The 19,566-nt window shown below is 72.9% G+C and carries 19 protein-coding genes; 15 read left to right on the top strand and 4 right to left on the bottom strand.

The window, feature by feature from the left end; all coding sequences use genetic code 11:
* Nucleotides 1–15 precede the first annotated feature (15 nt).
* On the top strand, nucleotides 16–1,194 hold the full coding sequence (locus tag ACL06G_RS08835) for a D-alanine--D-alanine ligase family protein (protein ID WP_412835685.1): 1,179 nt from the start codon (nucleotides 16–18) through the stop codon (nucleotides 1,192–1,194).
* Nucleotides 1,195–1,246: 52 nt separating this feature from the next.
* On the opposite strand, the gene ACL06G_RS08840 is transcribed toward ACL06G_RS08835, so the two are convergent.
* Nucleotides 1,247–1,801, bottom strand: a complete 555-nt coding sequence (locus tag ACL06G_RS08840) for a DUF3515 domain-containing protein (RefSeq protein ID WP_412835686.1) — start codon at nucleotides 1,799–1,801, stop codon at nucleotides 1,247–1,249.
* 20 nt (nucleotides 1,802–1,821) lie between these two features.
* Nucleotides 1,822–2,055: an Lrp/AsnC ligand binding domain-containing protein gene (locus tag ACL06G_RS08845; RefSeq protein WP_412785206.1), complete on the bottom strand. Its 234-nt coding sequence runs from the start codon at nucleotides 2,053–2,055 to the stop codon at nucleotides 1,822–1,824.
* Between the two features lie 167 nt (nucleotides 2,056–2,222).
* Between ACL06G_RS08845 and ACL06G_RS08850 the strand changes: the two genes are divergently transcribed.
* A complete protein-coding gene (locus tag ACL06G_RS08850) occupies nucleotides 2,223–3,218 on the top strand; it encodes a thiamine-phosphate kinase (RefSeq protein WP_412785205.1) in 996 nt (331 codons plus the stop codon).
* Between the two features lie 33 nt (nucleotides 3,219–3,251).
* On the top strand, nucleotides 3,252–4,043 hold the full coding sequence (gene thiD, locus ACL06G_RS08855) for a bifunctional hydroxymethylpyrimidine kinase/phosphomethylpyrimidine kinase (RefSeq protein ID WP_412785204.1): 792 nt from the start codon (nucleotides 3,252–3,254) through the stop codon (nucleotides 4,041–4,043).
* 93 nt (nucleotides 4,044–4,136) lie between these two features.
* Here thiD and rpmB read toward each other — a convergent pair whose 3' ends face one another.
* Complete coding sequence (gene rpmB, locus ACL06G_RS08860; protein ID WP_412785203.1) at nucleotides 4,137–4,322, bottom strand: 50S ribosomal protein L28; 186 nt, start codon at nucleotides 4,320–4,322, stop codon at nucleotides 4,137–4,139.
* A 153-nt stretch (nucleotides 4,323–4,475) separates the two neighbouring features.
* Here rpmB and ACL06G_RS08865 point away from each other — a divergent pair, with 153 nt between their 5' ends.
* The 9 genes from ACL06G_RS08865 to mutM all read left to right on the top strand — a co-directional run bounded on the left by ACL06G_RS08865 (nucleotide 4,476) and on the right by mutM (nucleotide 13,778).
* Nucleotides 4,476–6,158 (top strand): DAK2 domain-containing protein, encoded by a 1,683-nt coding sequence (locus tag ACL06G_RS08865; protein WP_412785202.1) that lies wholly within the window; start codon nucleotides 4,476–4,478, stop codon nucleotides 6,156–6,158.
* Between the two features lie 60 nt (nucleotides 6,159–6,218).
* Entirely contained in the window at nucleotides 6,219–8,450 is a 2,232-nt protein-coding gene (gene recG / locus ACL06G_RS08870) for an ATP-dependent DNA helicase RecG (protein WP_412785278.1), read from the top strand.
* 109 nt (nucleotides 8,451–8,559) lie between these two features.
* Entirely contained in the window at nucleotides 8,560–9,159 is a 600-nt protein-coding gene (rsmD, locus tag ACL06G_RS08875) for a 16S rRNA (guanine(966)-N(2))-methyltransferase RsmD (protein ID WP_412785201.1), read from the top strand.
* Between the two features lie 23 nt (nucleotides 9,160–9,182).
* Entirely contained in the window at nucleotides 9,183–9,662 is a 480-nt protein-coding gene (gene coaD / locus ACL06G_RS08880; RefSeq protein WP_412785200.1) for a pantetheine-phosphate adenylyltransferase, read from the top strand.
* A gap of 94 nt (nucleotides 9,663–9,756) precedes the next feature.
* Nucleotides 9,757–10,983, top strand: coding sequence for a F0F1 ATP synthase subunit B (locus ACL06G_RS08885; RefSeq protein ID WP_412785199.1), 1,227 nt, complete (start codon nucleotides 9,757–9,759; stop codon nucleotides 10,981–10,983).
* A gap of 192 nt (nucleotides 10,984–11,175) precedes the next feature.
* Complete coding sequence (locus ACL06G_RS08890; RefSeq protein ID WP_412835687.1) at nucleotides 11,176–11,784, top strand: YceD family protein; 609 nt, start codon at nucleotides 11,176–11,178, stop codon at nucleotides 11,782–11,784.
* Between the two features lie 2 nt (nucleotides 11,785–11,786).
* Nucleotides 11,787–11,960, top strand: a complete 174-nt coding sequence (rpmF, locus tag ACL06G_RS08895; RefSeq protein WP_023527756.1) for a 50S ribosomal protein L32 — start codon at nucleotides 11,787–11,789, stop codon at nucleotides 11,958–11,960.
* A 19-nt stretch (nucleotides 11,961–11,979) separates the two neighbouring features.
* A complete protein-coding gene (rnc, locus tag ACL06G_RS08900; RefSeq protein ID WP_412785197.1) occupies nucleotides 11,980–12,780 on the top strand; it encodes a ribonuclease III in 801 nt (266 codons plus the stop codon).
* An 86-nt stretch (nucleotides 12,781–12,866) separates the two neighbouring features.
* Nucleotides 12,867–13,778, top strand: coding sequence for a bifunctional DNA-formamidopyrimidine glycosylase/DNA-(apurinic or apyrimidinic site) lyase (gene mutM, locus ACL06G_RS08905; RefSeq protein WP_412785196.1), 912 nt, complete (start codon nucleotides 12,867–12,869; stop codon nucleotides 13,776–13,778).
* Between the two features lie 50 nt (nucleotides 13,779–13,828).
* Here the strand turns inward: mutM and ACL06G_RS08910 are convergent, their stop codons facing one another.
* On the bottom strand, nucleotides 13,829–14,776 hold the full coding sequence (locus tag ACL06G_RS08910) for a CAP domain-containing protein (protein ID WP_412835688.1): 948 nt from the start codon (nucleotides 14,774–14,776) through the stop codon (nucleotides 13,829–13,831).
* Between the two features lie 144 nt (nucleotides 14,777–14,920).
* On the opposite strand from ACL06G_RS08910, the gene ACL06G_RS08915 reads away from it, so the two are divergent.
* From ACL06G_RS08915 to smc, 3 genes are all read left to right on the top strand, one after another.
* Complete coding sequence (locus ACL06G_RS08915; protein WP_412835689.1) at nucleotides 14,921–15,232, top strand: acylphosphatase; 312 nt, start codon at nucleotides 14,921–14,923, stop codon at nucleotides 15,230–15,232.
* A gap of 304 nt (nucleotides 15,233–15,536) precedes the next feature.
* Nucleotides 15,537–15,743, top strand: coding sequence for a hypothetical protein (locus ACL06G_RS08920; protein WP_412785193.1), 207 nt, complete (start codon nucleotides 15,537–15,539; stop codon nucleotides 15,741–15,743).
* 238 nt (nucleotides 15,744–15,981) lie between these two features.
* Complete coding sequence (smc, locus tag ACL06G_RS08925; RefSeq protein WP_412835690.1) at nucleotides 15,982–19,548, top strand: chromosome segregation protein SMC; 3,567 nt, start codon at nucleotides 15,982–15,984, stop codon at nucleotides 19,546–19,548.
* The last annotated feature ends 18 nt before the right edge of the window (nucleotides 19,549–19,566 follow it).

Here is a 19,566-nt window from a genome sequence, read left to right on the forward strand (position 1 = left end):
TAAAGTCGTCGCGATATGAGCAGCGAGACCCCCAGCCCCAGCTCCAGCACCGGTCCCGGCCCCGGCGGCGCGACCGGTGGGAAACCCCGGGTCGCCGTCGTCTTCGGCGGCCGAAGTTCCGAACACGGCGTCTCCGTCCTCACCGCGGGCGCCGTACTGGGCGCGATCGACCGCGAGAAGTACGAGGTCCTGCCGATCGGTATCACCGCCGACGGCCGCTGGGCGCTGACCGGGGACGACCCCGAGCGCATGGCCATCTCCGAACGGAGCCTCCCCGCGGTGGCAGAACTGGCCGAGTCCGACACCGGCGGTGTCGTGATGCCGCTCGACCCCGGCAGTCGCGAGGTGACGGTCGCGGAGCCGGGCCAGGTGCCCAAGGCCCTGGGCGAGGTGGACGTGGTCTTCCCGGTCCTCCACGGCCCCTACGGCGAGGACGGCACGCTGCAGGGCCTGCTGGAGCTCTCCGGCGTGCCCTACGTCGGCGCGGGCGTGCTCGCTTCGGCGGTGGGCATGGACAAGGAGTACATGAAGCGGATCTTCACGTCCTTCGGGCTCCCCGTCGGCCCGTACACGACGATCCGCCCCCGCGAGTGGGAGCAGGATCCTGCCGCCGCACGGAAGAAGATCGTGGACTTCGCCCAGGAGCACGGCTGGCCGGTGTTCGTGAAGCCCGCCCGCGCCGGCTCCTCCATGGGCATCAGCAAGGTCGCCGGCCTCTCCGGCGTCGACGACGCGGTGGAGGAGGCCCGCCGGCACGACCCGAAGATCATCGTCGAGTCGCTGCTGCGCGGCCGCGAGATCGAGTGCGGTGTACTGGAGTTCGAGGACGGGCCGCGGGCCAGCGTGCCCGCGGAGATCCCCTCCGTCGACGCGCACGACTTCTACGACTTCGAGGCCAAGTACATCGATTCGGCCTCCGGCATCGTCCCCGCCCCGCTGACGCCGGAGCAGACCGCCCGGGTCCGGGAGCTGTCCGTCGCGGCCTTCGAGGCGGTGTCCTGCGAGGGGCTGGTCCGGGCCGATTTCTTCCTGTGCGAGGACGGCGAGTTCGTCCTGAACGAGATCAACACCATGCCCGGCTTCACCCCGATCTCCATGTACCCGCGCATGTGGCGCGAGGCGGGCATCGAGTACCCCGAACTCGTGGACCGGCTGCTGCAGGCCGCACTCCGCCGCGCCACCGGACTGCGCTGAGCGCCCCGGCCCGGCCGGGGCGCCCCGGCCGGGCCGGGATCCGCCGGACGTGTCAGCCGTGCTGCGGCGGAACCGTCCGTTCGATCGGGTCGGCGAACGCGGTCAGCACGCCCACCTCGGGCGCGTAGGCGTCCGGAACCGTGACCTCGACGCGCGCCGCGCGGTCCGTGGTGGTGAACCGGTAGCCGTTCTCCCGCTGCTCCAGCAGCCAGGAGACCCCGTTCACGTCCACCGCTTCCGCCGTGGGGTTGTAGTGTTCACTCCCGGGCCTGAGGACGTCGGGCCTGGACACACCGCACCGCAGCTCCACCGAGGGATCCCCCCACGCCGCGGTGTACCGCGAGGCCGGCCGCGTGTCGACGGGATCCAGTCCCGTCACGCGCTCCGGCAAAGCCCGGTGCAGGGTGCGGCAGGCCACGGCCGCCCTGCCGGAGGGGTCGGGAGGGACCGGACCGGCACCGGCGCCGGTGATCGCGCCGCACCCCGCGAGTACGAGGCACACCCCGCAGAGGAGGAGGGGCGCACGGAGGAAAGGGGAACGGCGCGGTGCGACGCGGCACCGGACACCGTTCGGCCGTACACCGCGCCGGCGCTTCGGAGAACTCACCGGGCGAGCATAAACGGGAGCTAGAGATGGACCACGGGGCAGGTCAGGGTGCGCGTGATTCCCGCCACGCGCTGTACCTCGGCCACCACCAGGCGTCCCAGCTCGTCGACGGAGTCGGCCTGGGCGCGCACGATGACGTCGTACGGTCCCGTCACGTCCTCCGCCCTGAGGACGCCCTCTATCCCGCCGACGACCTCGGCGACGTTCGATGCCTTCCCGACCTCGGTCTGGATCAGGATGTATGCCTGTACCACGGGACCTCCAGGGCGGCTTCGAGGATCATGGGGGGCGGGGGAGCGCAACGGTACCGCGTCGCCGCCCGCACCGGGGAGCCCCGCGGAGCGGGTGCCGGTGACGGCGGGCGGCCCCGCCGGGCGGACGAGGCGGACCAGGTGCGCGAGAATCGCGAAAGGGCAGTGGCATGTTGAGTTCTCCGGGGGGACATCCGCATTCCCCCAGCACCGTTGCCGAACTCGGGGAGTTCGGGCTGATCCGGGCCCTCACCTCCCGGCTCGACACCACTCCCGCCGTTCATCTCGGTCCCGGTGACGACGCCGCCGTCGTCGCGGCGCCCGACAGGCGGGTGGTGGCGACGACCGACGTTCTGCTCGAAGGGCGGCACTTCCGCCGCGACTGGTCCACAGCGTACGACGTGGGCAGGAAGGCCGCAGCTCAGAACCTCGCCGACATCGCGGCCATGGGAGCCGTGCCCACCGCGCTGCTCCTGGGACTCGTCGTCCCCGCCGAACTCGCCGTGAACTGGCCGACGGAACTGATGGACGGCATCCGCGACGAGGCGCGCGTCGCCGCCGCGGCCGTCGTCGGCGGTGACGTCACGCGGGGCGACACGATCACCGTCGCCATCACCGCGCTCGGAGACCTCCGGGAGCGAGCGGCCGTCACCCGGTCCGGAGCCCGGGCCGGGGACCTGGTCGCCGTCGCCGGCTGGCTGGGCTGGTCCGCCGCCGGCCATGCCGTGCTGTCCCGCGGCTTCCGCTCGCCGCGCGCGTTCGTCGAGGCGCACCGCCGACCCGAGCCGCCCTACCATGCCGGACCTGCCGCCGCCGCCCTCGGCGCCACCGCCATGACCGACGTCAGCGACGGGCTCATCGCCGACCTGGGGCACATAGCGGCGGCCAGCAGGGTGCGCATCGACGTCCGGTCCCCGCAGCTCGACGTGCCGGTGCAGATGGCGGACATCGGCCAGGCCGTCGGCGTCGACCCGCTGCAGTGGGTGCTGACAGGAGGGGAGGACCACGCACTGGTCGCCACCTTCCCCCGCGACCGCAAACTCCCCGCCCGCTGGCGCGTCATCGGTGAGGTGCTCCCCGCCTCCGGGCCCTCCCGCGTGACAGTGGACGGTGCCTCCTGGGAACAGGCGGGCGGTTGGGACCACTTCGGCGCCGACCAGGAATGACCCACCGCGGCGGAGTGCCGTAGATTCCGGTCCATGACCACGCCGCCCCTCGCCCTGACCGTCGCCGGCTCCGACTCCGGCGGCGGCGCGGGCATCCAGGCCGACCTGAAGACCATGCTCGCGCTCGGTGTCCACGGCATGAGCGTGCTCACGGCCGTCACCGCCCAGAACTCCCAGGGTGTCCAGGGTGCCTGGGACCTGCCGGAAGAGGCCGTGCGCGCCCAGTTCCGCAGCGTGGTCGACGACATCGGGGTGCGCGCGGTGAAGACCGGCATGCTCTCCTCCGCCGCCCTGGTGCGGACCGTCGCCGAGTTGCTCGCTCCGCTGACCGCGCCCGTGGTGGTCGACCCGGTCGGCGTCTCCAAACACGGTGATCCGCTGCTCGCTCCGGAGGCGCTGGGTGCGGTTCGTCACGTCCTGCTGCCGACCGCGACCGTGGCGACACCCAACCTCGACGAAGTGGCGCAGCTCACCGGCGTACGGGTGCGGGAGGAGTCCGACATGCGACCGGCGGCCGCGGCGGTGCTCGCGCTCGGCCCGCGATGGGCCCTGATCAAGGGCGGCCACCTTTCCGGGGAGGCCGTCGATCTGCTGACCGACGGCACCGAGGAGCACTGGCTCCGGGCGCCGCGCCACGACAACCGGCACACTCACGGCACCGGCTGCACGTTGGCGGCGGCCGTCGCCGCCGAGCTGGCCCGGGACCGGACGGTGCCCGACGCCGTGGCGGCCGCCAAGGAGTACGTCACCGGTGCAGTCGCCGCGGGATTCCCGCTGGGCAGCGGCATCGGGCCCGTCGACCACGGCTGGCGGACCCGGAGCTGACCGGCCGGGGCCCGGAGGCAGGCGCACGAAAAAGCCGGCCCGCCACAGAGGCGGACCGGCTTTGCAGCAACCGGCGAGGTGACCGCGCTGACGTCAGCGCGAGACCTTGCCGGCCTTGATGCACGAGGTGCAGGCGTTGAGACGCTTCGGCGTCCCACCGATCACGGCACGCACGCGCTGGATGTTCGGGCTCCAGCGACGCGGCGTGCGGCGGTGCGAGTGGGAGATGTTGTTGCCGAAGCCCGGCCCCTTGCCGCAGACGTCGCAGTTGGCAGCCACGGGTCACTCCAAAGACTTCAGATGCGCTTACGGTGAATCCCGGCGTCGCAGGTTCAGGGGTCTGAGCCGCAGTGCCTGGGAAAAGTTCGTGCCCGGTCCACCCCGGGCAACCGGAGCAGCATACAACGGCTGCTCCCGAACAGTGAAACTAGCATGAACGTCACCCCGCCGACCCGCCATCCGAGGAGGACCTCCGTGCCGCACCCGCTCGACACCACTGCGGTACGGACCTGGTGCGGCCTCGCCCTCGAGGCCCTGCAGCGCGGGCGCGAGGAGATCGACACCATCAACGTCTTCCCCGTCGCCGACGGCGACACCGGCAGCAACATGTGCCTCACCATGGCCGCGGCCCACCGCGCCCTGGAGGAGGGCGAGGAGCACGGCGTCACGGAACACGCCCTGCGCACCGCCGCCCGCGGGGCACTGCGCGGAGCGTGCGGAAACTCGGGCACCATCCTGGCGCAGCTGCTCTGCGGGGCGGCGGAAGTCCTGGCAGCCCCGCGGCGGGAGCAGGACGCCGAACCGGCCGAACTGCTGCGCAAGGCGCTGTGCCGGGCCGCAGACGCGGCGTACGAGGCCGTGGCGCATCCCGTCGAGGGCACCATGCTCTCCGTGGCCCGTGCCGCGGCGGACGCCGCCGCGGGGGCGGACGGCGACGCGCCGGCCGTGGCCCGCGCCGCGTGCGAAGGCGCGCGCACCTCCCTCGCCGAGACCCCGCGGCAACTCGGCGTGCTCGCCCGGGCGGGCGTCGTCGACGCGGGCGGCAGGGGGCTCGTCGTCGTCCTCGACGCGCTGGCCGCCGCGCTCGCCGGTGAGTCCGCGCAGCACGGCCCCGCACCGGAGCCGCTCGGTGCGGACGCCCTCCACGACGCTCCGGACCCCGGGGGCCGCGACGCCGGCGGGGCCGTTCCGGAGTACGAGGTCATGTATCTGCTCGACGCCGAGGAGAGCGCCGTGCGGACGCTGCGCGGCCGGCTCGACGCCCTGGGCGACTCGCTGGTCGTCGTCGGCGGTGAGGGCCTGTGGAACGTCCACGTGCACGTCGACGACGCCGGCGCCGCGGTGGAGGCGGGTATCGCGGCAGGCCGACCGCACCGGATCCGGATCACCCACCTCGCCGGCACCGGCGCCAGCCACGACGACGACCCCCTCGGAGCGTGCACCCGTCCCGAGACGCCCGCCCGGGCCGTGGTGGCGGTGATCCGCGGCGAGGGACTGGCCGGCCTCTGCGAGGAAGCGGGCGCCACCGTCGTGCGTGCACCGGACGGAGTCGCCGGCGAGGTCGCACTGACCGCCGCGATGCGCGCCTGCGGCGCGCACGAGATCGTCCTGCTCCCCAACGATCCCGAGCTGCACGCCGCGGCGGTCCGGGCGGCCGAGGCCGCCCGCAGGGACGGCGCGCGGGCGGCGGTCATCCCCACCCGCGCCGCAGTGCAGGGCATCGCCGCCCTCGCCGTCCACGACCCCGCGCTGCGCTTCGACGAGGACGTCGTGGCGATGACCTCCGCCGCCGGCGCCACGCGTTACGGCGAAGTCGTCCTCGCGGAGCGGGAGTCGTGGACCATGGCCGGCATCTGCCAGGCCGGCGACGTCCTCGGGATGGTCGACGGGGATGTCGCCGTCATGGGCGACGACGTGGACCGGACGGCGGGCGAGGTGCTGGAGCGGATGCTCGCCGCGGGCGGCGAGATGGTGACCCTTGTCGTCGGCCCCCATGCGCCCGACGGGCTCGCCGGGCGGCTGGAGGAACAGGTGCGTCGGGGCCATCTCGGCGTCGACACCGTGGTGTACGAGGGCCGCGACGGTGCGGGCCTGCTGCTCGTCGGGGTGGAGTGAGGCGCTCTCCGCCACGTGCGCTCCGGCGCCGCCGCGCCGACGCGCCCCGTCGTCACCGGCATGGTGTGCAATGGTCACGTGCCCGCGCTCGACGAACCCCTGAAGAAGCTGCTCGGCGGCAACACCGCGAAGGTGATGGCCGAACACCTCGACCTGCGCACGGTCTCGGACCTGTTGCACCACTATCCGCGCCGCTACGCGGAACGCGGCGAACTCACCCGGCTCGCCGACCTGCCGCTGGACGAGCACGTCACCGTCGTCGCCCGCATCGCCGACGCCCGGGTGCACTCCTTCAACCGGGGCCGCGGGCAGCGGCTCGAGGTCAACCTCACCGACGGCAGCGGACGGCTCCAGCTGGTCTTCTTCGGCAGGGCCGTGTACGGGGCGAAGCAGAAGCTCCTGCCCGGCAGGCGCGGCATGTTCGCGGGCAAGGTCGGTGTCTTCAACCGCAAGCTCCAGCTGTCCCACCCCGAGTTCAAGCTCCTCGACGACGAGACGGACCAGGAGAGCGTCGAGCGGTTCGCGGGTGCCCTGCTGCCGCTGTACCCGGCCTGCGCCCAGCTCTCCTCGTGGAAGATCGAGCAGGCCGTGGACACCGTCCTGACGTCCCTGGAGGCGACAGGCTGGAGCGGCCTCACCGACCCGCTGCCCACCCGCCTGCGCGAGGAGCGCGGGCTGATCGGCCTGCCGGAGGCCCTCCGCAAGGTGCACCGGCCGCGCACCAAGGCAGACATCGAGGACGCGCGGGCACGGCTCAAGTGGGACGAGGCCTTCGTGCTGCAGACCGTGCTGGCCCGACGGCGCCTCGCCGACTCCCACCTGCCCGCGGCACCCCGCCGTCCCCGCGAGGGCGGCCTGCTGGACGTCTTCGACGCGCGCCTGCCGTTCACCCTCACCGAGGGCCAGCGGAAGGTGGGTCGGGAGATCGGCGACGATCTGGCCGCCGAGCACCCGATGCACCGCCTTCTCCAGGGCGAGGTCGGGTCCGGCAAGACCCTGGTCGCCCTGCGCGCGATGCTCACCGTCGTCGACGCCGGCGGTCAGGCCGCGCTGCTCGCGCCGACCGAGGTGCTGGCGCAGCAGCACCACCGCTCCGTCACAGGGATGCTGGGCGAGCTGGCGGAGGGCGGCATGCTGGGCGGTGCGGAGCAGGCCACCCGGGCGGTGCTGCTGACCGGCTCCATGGGTGCCGCCGCCCGCAGGCAGGCGCTCCTGGACGTGGTCACCGGGGAGGCGGGCATCGTGATCGGCACCCACGCGCTCATCGAGGACACGGTCCGGTTCCACGACCTGGGCCTGGTTGTCGTGGACGAGCAGCACCGCTTCGGCGTGGAGCAGCGGGACGCGCTGCGTTCCAAGGGCAGACAGCCCCCCCACCTCCTGGTGATGACCGCGACCCCGATCCCGCGCACCGTCGCCATGACGGTCTTCGGCGACCTGGACACCTCCGTGCTCGACCAGTTGCCCGCCGGGCGTTCCGAGATCGCGGGCCACGTGGTGCCCGCCGCCGACAAGCCGCACTTCCTCGCCCGTACCTGGGAGCGGGTGCGGGAGGAGGCCGAGGCGGGGCACCAGGCGTACGTGGTCTGTCCGCGGATCGGCGACGAGGACGAACCGGCTGACGCGGCTCCGGCCGCGGGTGACGGGAAGGGCGACGGGGCGGGCGACGGCGAGCGCCGGCCGCCACTCGCCGTGCTCGACGTGACGGAGCAGCTCGCCTCCGGGCCGCTGTCGGACCTGCGGGTGGCGGCCCTGCACGGCCGGATGCAGCCGGACGCCAAGGACGCGGTGATGCGCCGCTTCGCCGCGGGGGAGATCGATGTCCTGGTGGCGACCACCGTCATCGAGGTCGGGGTCGACGTACCCAACGCGACCGTCATGGTGATCATGGACGCCGACCGTTTCGGGGTCTCCCAGCTGCACCAGCTGCGCGGCCGGGTGGGCCGGGGCTCCGCCGCGGGCCTGTGCCTGCTGGTGACCGAGGCGCACGAGGCCTCCCCGGCCCGGGCCCGGCTCGACGCCGTCGCCCGTACCCGGGACGGCTTCGCGCTCTCCCGCATCGACCTGGAGCAGCGCCGCGAGGGCGACGTGCTGGGCCAGGCGCAGTCCGGCGTGCGCTCCTCGCTGCGGATGCTGTCGGTGATGGAGGACGAGGAGGTGATCGCGGACGCGCGCCGCGAGGCCGCCGCGGTCGTCGCCGCCGACCCGGAACTGGCGGACCATCCGGAGCTCCGCACCGCACTCGATGCCCTGCTCGACAAGGACCGGGCCGCCTACCTCGACAAGGGTTGACGGGCCGCGTGCCGTCCGGAACGCCGCGGCAACGCCATATCGTGGTGTCGGCAGCCGTTGCCACGGGACGGTCTGCCGAGTCCCGCCCCGCGACGGAGGAACCGAGTACATGACCCGCGTGATCGCCGGTACTGCCGGCGGACGACGGCTGGCGGTGCCCCCCGGCACCGGAACCCGTCCGACGTCGGACCGCGCCCGGGAGGGCATGTTCTCCAGCTGGGAGGCCCAGCTCGGTGGCCCCGCCGCCTGGCGGGGACTGCGGGTGCTGGACCTGTACGGCGGCTCCGGAGCGGTCGGCCTGGAGGCCCTGTCCCGGGGTGCCTCGCACGCCCTGCTGGTCGAGGCCGACCAGCGGGCCGCCCGCACCATCCGCGAGAACGTCCGCACGCTCGCACTCCGCGGCGCGGAAGTGCGCGCCGCGAAGGCCGAGCAGGTCCTGGCCGGCCCCGCACCGGCCGAGCCCTACGGACTGGTGTTCCTGGACCCGCCCTATGCCGTCGCCGACGACGAACTCCGCGAGATCCTCCTCACACTCCGCAACGAGGGGTGGCTCGCCGCCGAGGTGCTCGTCACCGTGGAACGCAGCACCCGAGGTGGGGTCTTCGACTGGCCGGAGGGCTTCGTCGGGCTGCGTTCCCGCAGGTACGGCGAGGGCACGCTCTGGTACGGTCGCGCAGCCTCACGGGAGGGCACTCCCCAGTCATGCTGAGTTCCGAGAGCGAGGAAACGCCAGTGCGTCGCGTCGTCTGTCCCGGGTCGTACGATCCCATCACCAACGGACACCTCGACATCATCGGCCGGGCCTCGAAGCTCTACGACGTCGTGCACGTCACGGTGATGATCAACAAGTCCAAGCAGGGCGTCTTCGGCGTCGACGAGCGGATCGACCTGATCCGGCAGGTCACGGCGCACTACGGGAACGTCGAGGTCGAGGCCTTCCACGGCCTCCTGGTGGACTACTGCAAGCAGCGCGACATCCCCGCCATCGTGAAGGGTCTGCGGGCGGTCAGCGACTTCGACTACGAGCTCCAGATGGCCCAGATGAACAACGGGCTCTCCGGGGTCGAGACGCTCTTCGTCCCGACGAACCCGACGTACTCCTTCCTCTCCTCCAGCCTGGTCAAGGAGGTCGCCACCTGGGGCGGCGACGTCTCCCACCTGGTGCCGGCGCCCGTGCTCGCCGCCCTGCGGGAGCGTCTCTCGAAGCCGTAGCCGGAGGGTGCGCGGCCGCCCGGCGCCGCCCGTAGGGGTGGCTGCCGAGGCATCCGCTGTCGGACCGGGGCGCTCGGGCCGTACAGTCGCACCCGTGGACGTACAGCAAAGGATCGACGAGATCGTCGCCACCGTCGAGGGTGCGCGGGCCATGCCCATGTCGGCCTCCTGCGTGGTGAATCGGGCCGAGCTGCTCGCCATGCTGGAGGACGTGCGGGAGGCGTTGCCCGGTTCGCTCGCCCAGGCCGAGGAGGTGCTCGGCGGACGCGAACAGGTCGCCGCGGAGGCGCAGCAGGAGGCCCGGCGCATCATCGAATCCGCGCAGGCAGAGCGCGAGAACCTCGTCGCGGGGACCGAAGTGGCGCGCCTGGCCCAGCAGGAGTCGGAGCGCATCCTGGCCGACGCCCGCCGGGAGGCGGAGGAGATCCGGGTCGAGGCCGACGACTACGTCGACAGCAAGCTGGCCAACTTCGAGGTCGTGCTGAGCAAGACGGTCGGCTCCGTCGAACGCGGCCGGGAGAAGCTGCTCGGCAGCGGCCCGGGGGCCGAGGCGTGGGGCGAGGACTACGCGGAGGACGCTCCGGAGCGCACCGCTGATCCCGACGAGCTGCGGCACCGTGCCGACGAGTACGTGGACGCCCGCCTCGGCTCCGTCGCCGCCGTACTGCACAAGACCCTCGAGGCGGTCGGGCGCGGCCGCCAGAAGCTCGTGGGGCACCGCCCGTCGGACGAACTCGGTGCGCACATGGCGGCCCAGGACGGTGCCGGGGAGCAGGTGCCGCACACCAGCGACGCCGACTACCTCGCCGGTCTGGCCGAGGTGCCGGGAGCGGGAACGCCGGAACAGCCCGAACCCGCGACGGTCCGGCCGGCGTTTCCCTCGCCGCAGCAGCAGCCGATGCCCGGCGCCGTCCAGCAGCCCGGGGCGGACGATCCGTACGAGGCGGTCGCCGCGGCGGGTGCGCCGATGGACGCCTACTACGGGCAGGTGCCGCAGCAGCCGATCCCTCCCGAGGCCGGCCCCCCGGGGTACCTGCCGCAGGACCCGTACTACGGGCAGATGCCGCAGCAGGCCTACGGGGCGCCGTACCAGCCGCAGCAGAGCGCGCCCCTGGACGAGACCAGCTTCTTCGACACCGGCATGATCGACCTGGAGCAGGTCGCCCGGTACGAGCAGGCCCACCAGGCGCAGCAGGAGTACCCGCAGCCTGCCTACGGACAGCAGCAGGGCGGGTACGGGCAGCAGGAGTACGACTGGAACGCCGGCCAGGGTTACCCGCCGGGCTACGACCCGCGGTACGGGGGCGACGGCCGCCAGTGATCGTGCGGCCTCCCGGGCACCGGATTGGGCCTCGGGAGGTCGGTCCAGTATCCTGGCTCCTCGGCCGTACCAGCGCCCGCAATCGGGCTGCCCGGACGGCGTCCGTACCGCCCCGGCGGCGCGGACGAACGTCGTACATTCCGTAGAAGGCAGGAAGCTCTGAACGCCCCGCTCGATCCCCGCAACCCACTCGTGTTCGACACACGCGAGCTGGGGCGGCGACCCGGTGCGATGAAGCGCCTGTCCCGCACGGTGCCGGCCCCCGCCGATCTGGGGGTCGAGTTCCTCGGGGTGCCGCGGGACGCCGAGGTGGAGCTGGACCTCCGTCTGGAGTCGGTCATGGAAGGGGTGCTCGTCACGGGCACCGCCCATGCGCCGCTGCGGGGGGAGTGCGTAAGGTGTCTGGAACCGCTGGAGCAGGAGGCCGAGGCGGACTTCCAGGAGATGTTCTCCTACCCCGACGCCGACGCCGACGACCGGAGCCGCTCCTCGGCGGACACCGGCGACGACGCCGAGGAGGAGGACACGCTCTTCCTCGAGGGTGACCACTTCAACCTCGAGTCCGTGCTGCGCGACGCGGTGGTGCTGTCACTGCCGCTGCAGCCGGTGTGCCGGGACGACTGTCCGGGCCTGTGTCCCGAGTGCGGGGCACGGCTCGCGGACGAGCCGGACCACGAGCACGACGACGCCGTCGACATCCGTTGGGCGGCACTGCAGGGACTCGCCGAGACCATCCGGGACGGCGAGAAGGACGATCAGAACGGCGCCGCACCCGACGCCGACGAGAAGCAGGAGAAGTAGCCGTGGCTGTTCCGAAGCGGAAGATGTCGCGCAGCAACACGCGCCACCGCCGGTCGCAGTGGAAGGCTGCGGTCCCCACCCTGGTGAAGTGCGAGCGCTGCCAGGAGCCGAAGCAGCAGCACATCGCGTGCCCGAGCTGCGGCACCTACAACAAGCGTCAGGTCCTCGAGGTCTGATCGGCGGGTGACACGCTCCATGTCAGACGCCACGACGCCGAACGAGGCGACCCAGGCGGAAGAGGTGGACGCGGCCTCGTCCCTCGCGCTTCTGGAAGGGCGGCTCGGGTATCGACTCGAGTCCGCCCTTCTGGTGCGTGCGGTGACACACCGTTCGTACGCCTACGAGAACGGCGGGCTGCCCACCAACGAACGTCTGGAGTTCCTGGGGGACTCCGTCCTCGGCCTCGTCGTGACGGACACGCTCTACCGGACCCACCCGGACCTGCCCGAGGGCCAACTGGCGAAGCTCCGGGCCGCGGTGGTGAACTCCCGCGCACTCGCCGACGTGGCGCGCGGCCTGGAACTCGGCTCCTTCGTCCGTCTGGGGCGTGGCGAAGAGGGCACCGGCGGCCGTGACAAGGCGTCGATCCTCGCGGACACGCTGGAGGCCGTCATCGGCGCGGTCTACCTGGACCAGGGCCTGGAGGCCGCCTCGAAGCTGGTGCACCGGCTCTTCGATCCGCTGATCGAGAAGTCCGCCGGTCTCGGCGCCGGCCTCGACTGGAAGACCAGCCTGCAGGAACTGACCGCCGCCGAGACCCTGGGCGTTCCGGAGTACGCGGTCACCGAGAGCGGGCCGGACCACGAGAAGACCTTCACGGCTGCCGCCCGCGTCGGTGGTGTCACGTACGGCACCGGCACCGGCCGCAGCAAGAAGGAGGCGGAACAGCAGGCCGCGGAGGCCGCCTACCGCGCGATCCACGCCGCAGCCGCGTCCTCGGACGACGCGTCGGCGGCGACGCCCGCGTCCTCCGCCGTCGAGCAGCCGCCGTCCTGACACCGCTCGCGGCCGCAGCGCCGCCGGGGCTGCCGCGCCCCCGGTGCCGGGCCGCGGCGCCTGTGCCGTTCATCCGAGGAGAAGCGTTGCCGGAGCTGCCCGAGGTCGAAGTCGTCCGGCGCGGCCTGGCCCGGTGGGCGGGCGGACGGCGCGTCGACTCCGTCGAGGTGCGCCACCCGCGGTCCGTGCGGCGGCACGTCGCGGGGGCCGCGGACTTCGCGGCCCGGCTGACCGGCCGCACGCTCGGCGCGGCCCGGCGCCGCGGGAAGTACCTGTGGGTGCCCCTGGCGGGCGAGGACTCGGCCGTGCTCGCCCACCTCGGCATGAGCGGGCAGCTGCTGATCCAGCCGGAGGGCGCCCCCGAGGAGCGGCACCTGCGGGTCCGCGTGCGGTTCGCGGACGACACCGGCACCGAGCTCCGCTTCGTCGACCAGCGCACCTTCGGGGGGCTCTCGGTCCACCCGGTGGCCGACGGCAGCACCGACGGACTGCCCGACGTCATCGCCCACATCGCCCGGGACCCGCTCGACCCCGAATTCGACGAGGCAGCCTTCGCCGACGCGCTGCGCCGGCGCCGTACGACAATCAAGCGGGCACTTCTCGACCAGTCCCTGATCAGTGGCGTGGGCAACATCTACGCCGATGAGGCGCTGTGGCGCGCCCGACTGCACTACGAGCGCCCGACGGCGACGCTGCGCCCCGCCGCGGTGGCGGAGCTCGTCGGCCACGTCCGCGACGTGATGCAGGCCGCCCTTGCGGAGGGCGGAACGAGCTTCGACAGCCTGTACGTCGACGTCAATGGCGAGTCCGGCTACTTCGAGCGGTCGCTCGACGCCTACGGCCGCGAGGGCGAGCCCTGCCGCCGCTGCGGGACGCCGATGCGCCGACGCGCCTGGACCAACCGATCGAGCTACTTCTGCCCGCAGTGCCAGCGTCTCCGCGCACCGCGCGGCACCGGCCCCGCCGGGAGTCGGCTGGACGATCCGGCGCAGGCCTGAGCGCTGCTGCCGGCCGTCCCGGCGGAGGACCGGCCCGGTCACCGCCGTCCTCAGTAGCCGAAGTCCTGGGTCCACCACGGGCCGCCCTGCCCGAAGTGGGCGCCCACCCCCAGGGTCGTGAAGTCGCAGTTCAGGATGTTCCTGCGGTGGCCGGAGCTGTTCATCCAGGAGTCCATGACCGCCGCGGCGTCCTGCTGGCCCATGGCGATGTTCTCGCCACCCAGGTCGTCGATCCCGGCCTGCTCGGCCCGGTCCCACGGATCGCGGCCGTCCGGTGTGGTGTGGGAGAAGTAGTCGCGCGCCGCCATGTCCTCGCTGTGGTCCTCCGCCAGCGTGGCCAGCTCCCCGTCGGCCTTCACGGGCGCGCAGCCCGCGCGTTCCCGTTCGTCGTTCACCAGGTCCAGGACCCGGGATTCCGCAGTCGCTCCGGGGTCTTCCCCGCCGCCCGCTCGGGAGGAGGCGCCGGTCGTCCCGCCGTCGGTCCGGGGCGTGTCCGACGAACGCTCGCCGCCGGAGGTCGGGCCTGCCGTCCCGCTACCGTCGGGGTTCTTCGAGGCGGGTGTGCTGGGCGAGGGAGGCGTCGGCCGGTCCGACCCGGTGCTCGGTGCGGTCGGCTGCGGTGAACCCGTCCCGGAGGGGGCGGCCCGCCGATCCAGATCCTCCCGGGCGGCCGACCGGGAGGCGCGGTCGCTGGGCCCCGAGGAGCCGCCCCGGGGCGCGGCGTGCGATGCTCCGCCGGCCTGCACGCTCTTGTGGCCGTGGTCGTTCGAGAGCGTGAAACGGTCCCCGATGCCGGGGACGAGGCCCGAGGTCACCGCGACCACGCCCAGGGCGAGTGCGGCGGCGGCCCCCAGCAGCCCGGTGCGGATCGGCGGTGGGGACGCCGCCGGTCCTGCACGGTGCCGTCCGTGCGCCCTCTCCGGCCGCGTCTCCGCGGCCTCAGGCTGCTCCGGGTGGGCTGCCGGAGGGGGCGTGGTGGCGCGTCTGTGGCGGCCCATCTGCTGCGGTCCTCACATCGCTCGACAGAGAAATGATCACCCATTCGGGTGATTTCGTTGTCCGGGAGAGTACGGCATCCCCGTGGAGCCCGCTGTGGTTCGGCCGACAGGAGCACGCCGCGGCGCGACCGGTAGCGTGCCCGCATGGCGACGACGATCGGGACGACCGGGACGACCGCGGAGGCGGTCCGGATGACGGCATGGGTGCGCGGCCGGGTGCAGCGCGTCGGGTTCCGCTGGTTCACCCGGGAGGAGGCCCTGCGCATCGGCCGCCTCGCAGGCTTCGCCGTCAATCTGGGCGACGGGCGGGTCCACGTCGTCGCCGAGGGGGCACCCGAACACTGCGAGGCGCTGCTGCGCTGGTTGCGTGCGGGGGACACGCCCGGGGAGGTGGAGGGCGTGACGGAGATCTGGGGATCCCCCCGCGGGGGGTACGACGGATTCGAGATCAGGTGAGGTGCGGCCGTCCGGGAACCGGTTGCCTTTTCCGTTCCGGCGTGCAAGGCTGCGGCAGCAGGTGATCTCCGCAGACCACCCGGGATGCCGCCCCCGGCCGCGCCGAGCCGCCGACGAAGGGCCCCCGGGTGGCGGAGTGTGATCGTGTTGACCGTCCCCGTTTTTGGTGAGACTCTGGGATTACCCCGCGCACCTGGTTACGTCTGGCTGCAAGGCGACAACTGCACAGCAGACATCGCGGGTGCGATTCCCTCACGACCCACCACCGTGCCGGTCGGTCATTCAGTGTGGAGGACCATCCATCATGGCAAAGGCGCTTCTCGGTTACGTCGGCGGTTCCGACCCCCGAGTCCTCGCCGAGATGCGGCGGCTTCAGCAGCGCGTCCAGGACCTCGAATCCGAGCTCGTGAGGGTTCAGGCCGAGAAGGACGCGCTGTCCGCCGCTTCACGTCGCGAAGACTCGCTGCTCGAAGGCATCGACGTATCCTCGGCGGAGCCTGCGCTGACCTGATTCCGGCCCGCGGGCCGGGCGGGCAACGCCAACCGCTGAGAGAAATCAAGGGACGCTCCGGCGTCCCTTCGTCGTGTCCGCTCCCTCCCTGCGCTGCCGCCGACTACCGTACGTCCCCGCGCCGCTTACCGTCTGATGTGCCCTCGTGGTGGCGCACCGAAACCCGGGCGGTGGATCGGGCGTGCCGCGCGGCGCGGACCGGTCATTGCGGACACCCGGGGCGGTAGAGTCCCTCGGCGTGCACCTCAAGAGCCTGACACTGCGGGGCTTCAAGTCGTTCGCCTCCGCGACCACGCTGCGCTTCGAGCCCGGCATCACCTGCGTGGTCGGCCCCAACGGCTCCGGAAAGTCCAACGTGGTGGACGCCCTGTCCTGGGTGATGGGAGAGCAGGGCGCCAAATCGCTGCGCGGCGGCAAGATGGAGGACGTCATCTTCGCCGGCACCACCGGGCGGCCGCCGCTGGGCCGCGCCGAGGTCTCGCTCACCATCGACAACGCCGACGGCGCACTGCCGATCGACTACGCCGAAGTCACCCTCACGCGGATCATGTTCCGCAACGGCGGCAGCGAGTACCAGATCAACGGCGACACCTGCCGGCTCCTGGACATCCAGGAACTGCTCTCCGACTCCGGCATCGGGCGCGAAATGCACGTCATCGTCGGTCAGGGGCAGCTCGACGGAGTGCTCCACGCCGACCCCACCGGCAGACGCGCCTTCATCGAGGAGGCCGCGGGAGTCCTCAAGCACCGCAAACGCAAGGAGAAGGCGCTGCGGAAGCTGGACGCCATGCAGGCCAACCTCGCCCGGGTGACGGACCTCACCGAGGAACTGCGCCGTCAGCTCAAGCCCCTCGGCCGGCAGGCGGCCGTCGCACGCCGCGCGCAGGTCATCCAGGCCGACCTGCGCGACGCCCGCCTCCGGCTGCTCGCGGACGACCTGGTCGGGCTGCGCGAGGCGCTGCGCACCGAGGTCGCCGACGAGGCGGTGCTGAAGGAGCGGCGCGAGACGGCCTGGGCGGCGCTCAAGGCGGCGGAGAGGCGCGAGGCCGACCTCGAGCAGGAGGTCCGCACCCTCACCCCCCGGCTGCACCGCGCCCAGGAGACCTGGCAGGAACTCTCCCGGCTCGCCGAACGTGTGCGCGGCACCGTCAGCCTGGCCGACGCGCGAGTCAAGAGCGCCACCTCGCAGCCGGAGGAGGAGCGGCGCGGCAGGGACCCGGAGGACCTGGAGCGCGAGGCGGAGCGCGTACGGGAGCAGGAGGCGGAGCTGGAAGCGGGCCTGGAGGCCGCCTCCAACGCGCTCGACGACACCGTGTCGCACCGCGCCGAGCTGGAGCGGCGGCTGCACGACGAGGAACGTCGCCTCAAGGACGCCGCACGCGCGATCGCCGACCGCCGCGAGGGTCTCGCACGCCTCAACGGACAGGTGAACGCGGCACGCAGCAGGGCGGCCTCGGCACGGTCGGAGATCGAACGTCTCTCGTCCTCCCACGAGGACGCTCAGCGCCGCGCGGCCGCGGCACAGCAGGAGCACGAGGCGCTCCGGGCCGAGGTCGACGGGCTGGACGCCACCGACCGGGCGCTGGTCGAGGCCCACACGCGGGCCAAGGAGGAACTCGCCGATGCCGAGGCCGCAGCCGGGGCGGCACGCGACGCGGCCTCCGACGCGGAGCGCGAGCACGCCGCCACCTCCGCGCGCCACGACGCGCTGGCTCTCGGCCTGCGCCGCAAGGACGGTTCCGAGGCACTCCTCGCCGCTCGCGAGCACCTCACCGGACTGCTCGGGCCGGCCGCGGAACTCCTCACCGTCCGCTCCGGCTACGAGATTCCCGTCGCTGCTGCCCTGGGCGCCGCTGCCGACGCGCTGGTCGTCTCGGACCGAGCGACCGCCTCGGAGGCGCTGCGACTGCTCCGCAAACAGGAGTCGGGCCGGGCGGCGATGCTGCTCGCGGACCCCTCCGCGGACGTGCCCGGGGATGCGGTGGGCCCCGTTTTCCCGGTGGGAACGGCCGCGGCGGAACTGGTGACCGGCCCGGACGACGTGATGCCGGCTGTGCGGCGGCTGCTGCACGCGGTGGTCGTCGTGGACACGCTGGAGGACGCCGAACGACTGGTGCGCCGCCTCCCGGAAGCTGTCGCCGTGACGGCCGAGGGCGACACCCTCGGGACGCACTTCGCGCAGGGCGGTTCCGCGGGAGCGCCCAGCCTGCTGGAGGCGCAGGCCGCGGTCGACGAGGCGGCGGCGGAACTGGCGGAGCTGACGGCGCGCTGCGAGCAGACCGCGCGGGCGCGGGAGCGTGCCGTCGAGCAACGCCGGGCGTGCGCTGCTCGGTTCGAGGAGCTGGGCAGCCGCCGCAGCGCGGCCGACCGGGAGAAGTCGCAGGTCGCCGGCCGTCTCGGCACACTCGCCGGCCAGGCCCGCGCCGCGGCGGACGAGGCGGAGCGTACGGCTGCTGCGGTGTCTCGTGCGGAGGAGGCCCTGCAGCAGGCCGTTGCGGAGGCCGAGGAACTCGCCGAACGGCTGGCCGTCGCCGAGGAGGCCCAGGAGGACGACGACGAGCCCGACACCTCGGTCCGCGACCGGTTGGCCGCGGACGGGGCCAACGCGCGCCAGACCGAGATGGAGGCCCGGCTCCAGGTCCGCACGCACGAGGAGCGCGTCAAGGGGCTGGCGGGACGTGCCGACTCCCTCCTGCGGGCGGCGCGGGCCGAACGGGAGGCCCGAGTTCGCGCCGAGGCGCGACGCGCCCGGGCACAGCATGAGGCGGAGGTCGCGGCAGCGGTGGCCTCCGGGGCGCGGCAGTTGCTGGCCCACGTCGAGGTCTCGCTGGAGCACGCCCGTCAGGAGAAGGACCGCGCCGAGCAGGTGAAGGCGGAACGCGAGCAGACTCTCGTCGCCGAGCGGAACCGGGGCCGCGAGCTGAAGGAGGAGCACGACAAGCTCACGGACTCGGTCCACCGGGGCGAGGTGCTCGGAGCCGAGAAGCGGATGCGCATCGAGCAGCTGGAGACACGGGCGCTGGAGGAGCTGGGAGTCGAGCCCGCCGGGTTGGTCGCGGACTACGGGCCCGACCGGATGGTGCCGCCGTCCCCGCCGGCCGAGGGCGAGGAGCTGCCCGAGGATCCGGAACACCCCAGGAACCAGCCGGTGCCGTTCGTCAGGGCGGAGCAGGAGAAGCGTCTCAAGGCGGCGGAGCGGGCCTACAACAGACTGGGGAGGATCAACCCGCTGGCGCTGGAGGAGTACGCGGCACTGGAGGAGCGCCACCGCTTCCTCAGCGAACAGCTGGAGGACCTCAGGAAGACGCGGGCGGACCTCCTCCAGGTCGTCAGGGAGGTCGACGAGAGGGTCGAGAAGGTCTTCACGGAGGCGTACCACGACACCGCCCGCGAGTTCGAGGGCGTCTTCTCCCGGCTCTTCCCCGGTGGTGAGGGGCGACTGGTGCTCACCGACCCGGAGGACATGCTCACCACGGGCGTGGATGTGGAGGCCCGACCGCCGGGGAAGAAGGTGAAGCGGCTCTCGCTGCTGTCCGGCGGCGAGCGCTCGCTGACCGCCGTGGCGCTGCTGGTGTCCATCTTCAAGGCCCGGCCGAGCCCGTTCTACGTGATGGACGAGGTCGAGGCCGCGCTGGACGACACCAACCTGCAGCGGCTGATCCGGATCATGGAGGAGCTGAAGGACAGTTCGCAGCTCATCGTGATCACTCACCAGAAGCGGACGATGGAGGTCGCGGACGCGCTGTACGGCGTGTCGATGCAGGGCGACGGCGTCTCCAAGGTGATCAGTCAGCGGCTGGCGTGAAGTCCGGGGCACGCCCTG

This window comes from Streptomyces callyspongiae, assembly GCF_047200695.1.
Taxonomy (GTDB): Bacteria; Actinomycetota; Actinomycetes; order Streptomycetales; family Streptomycetaceae; genus Streptomyces.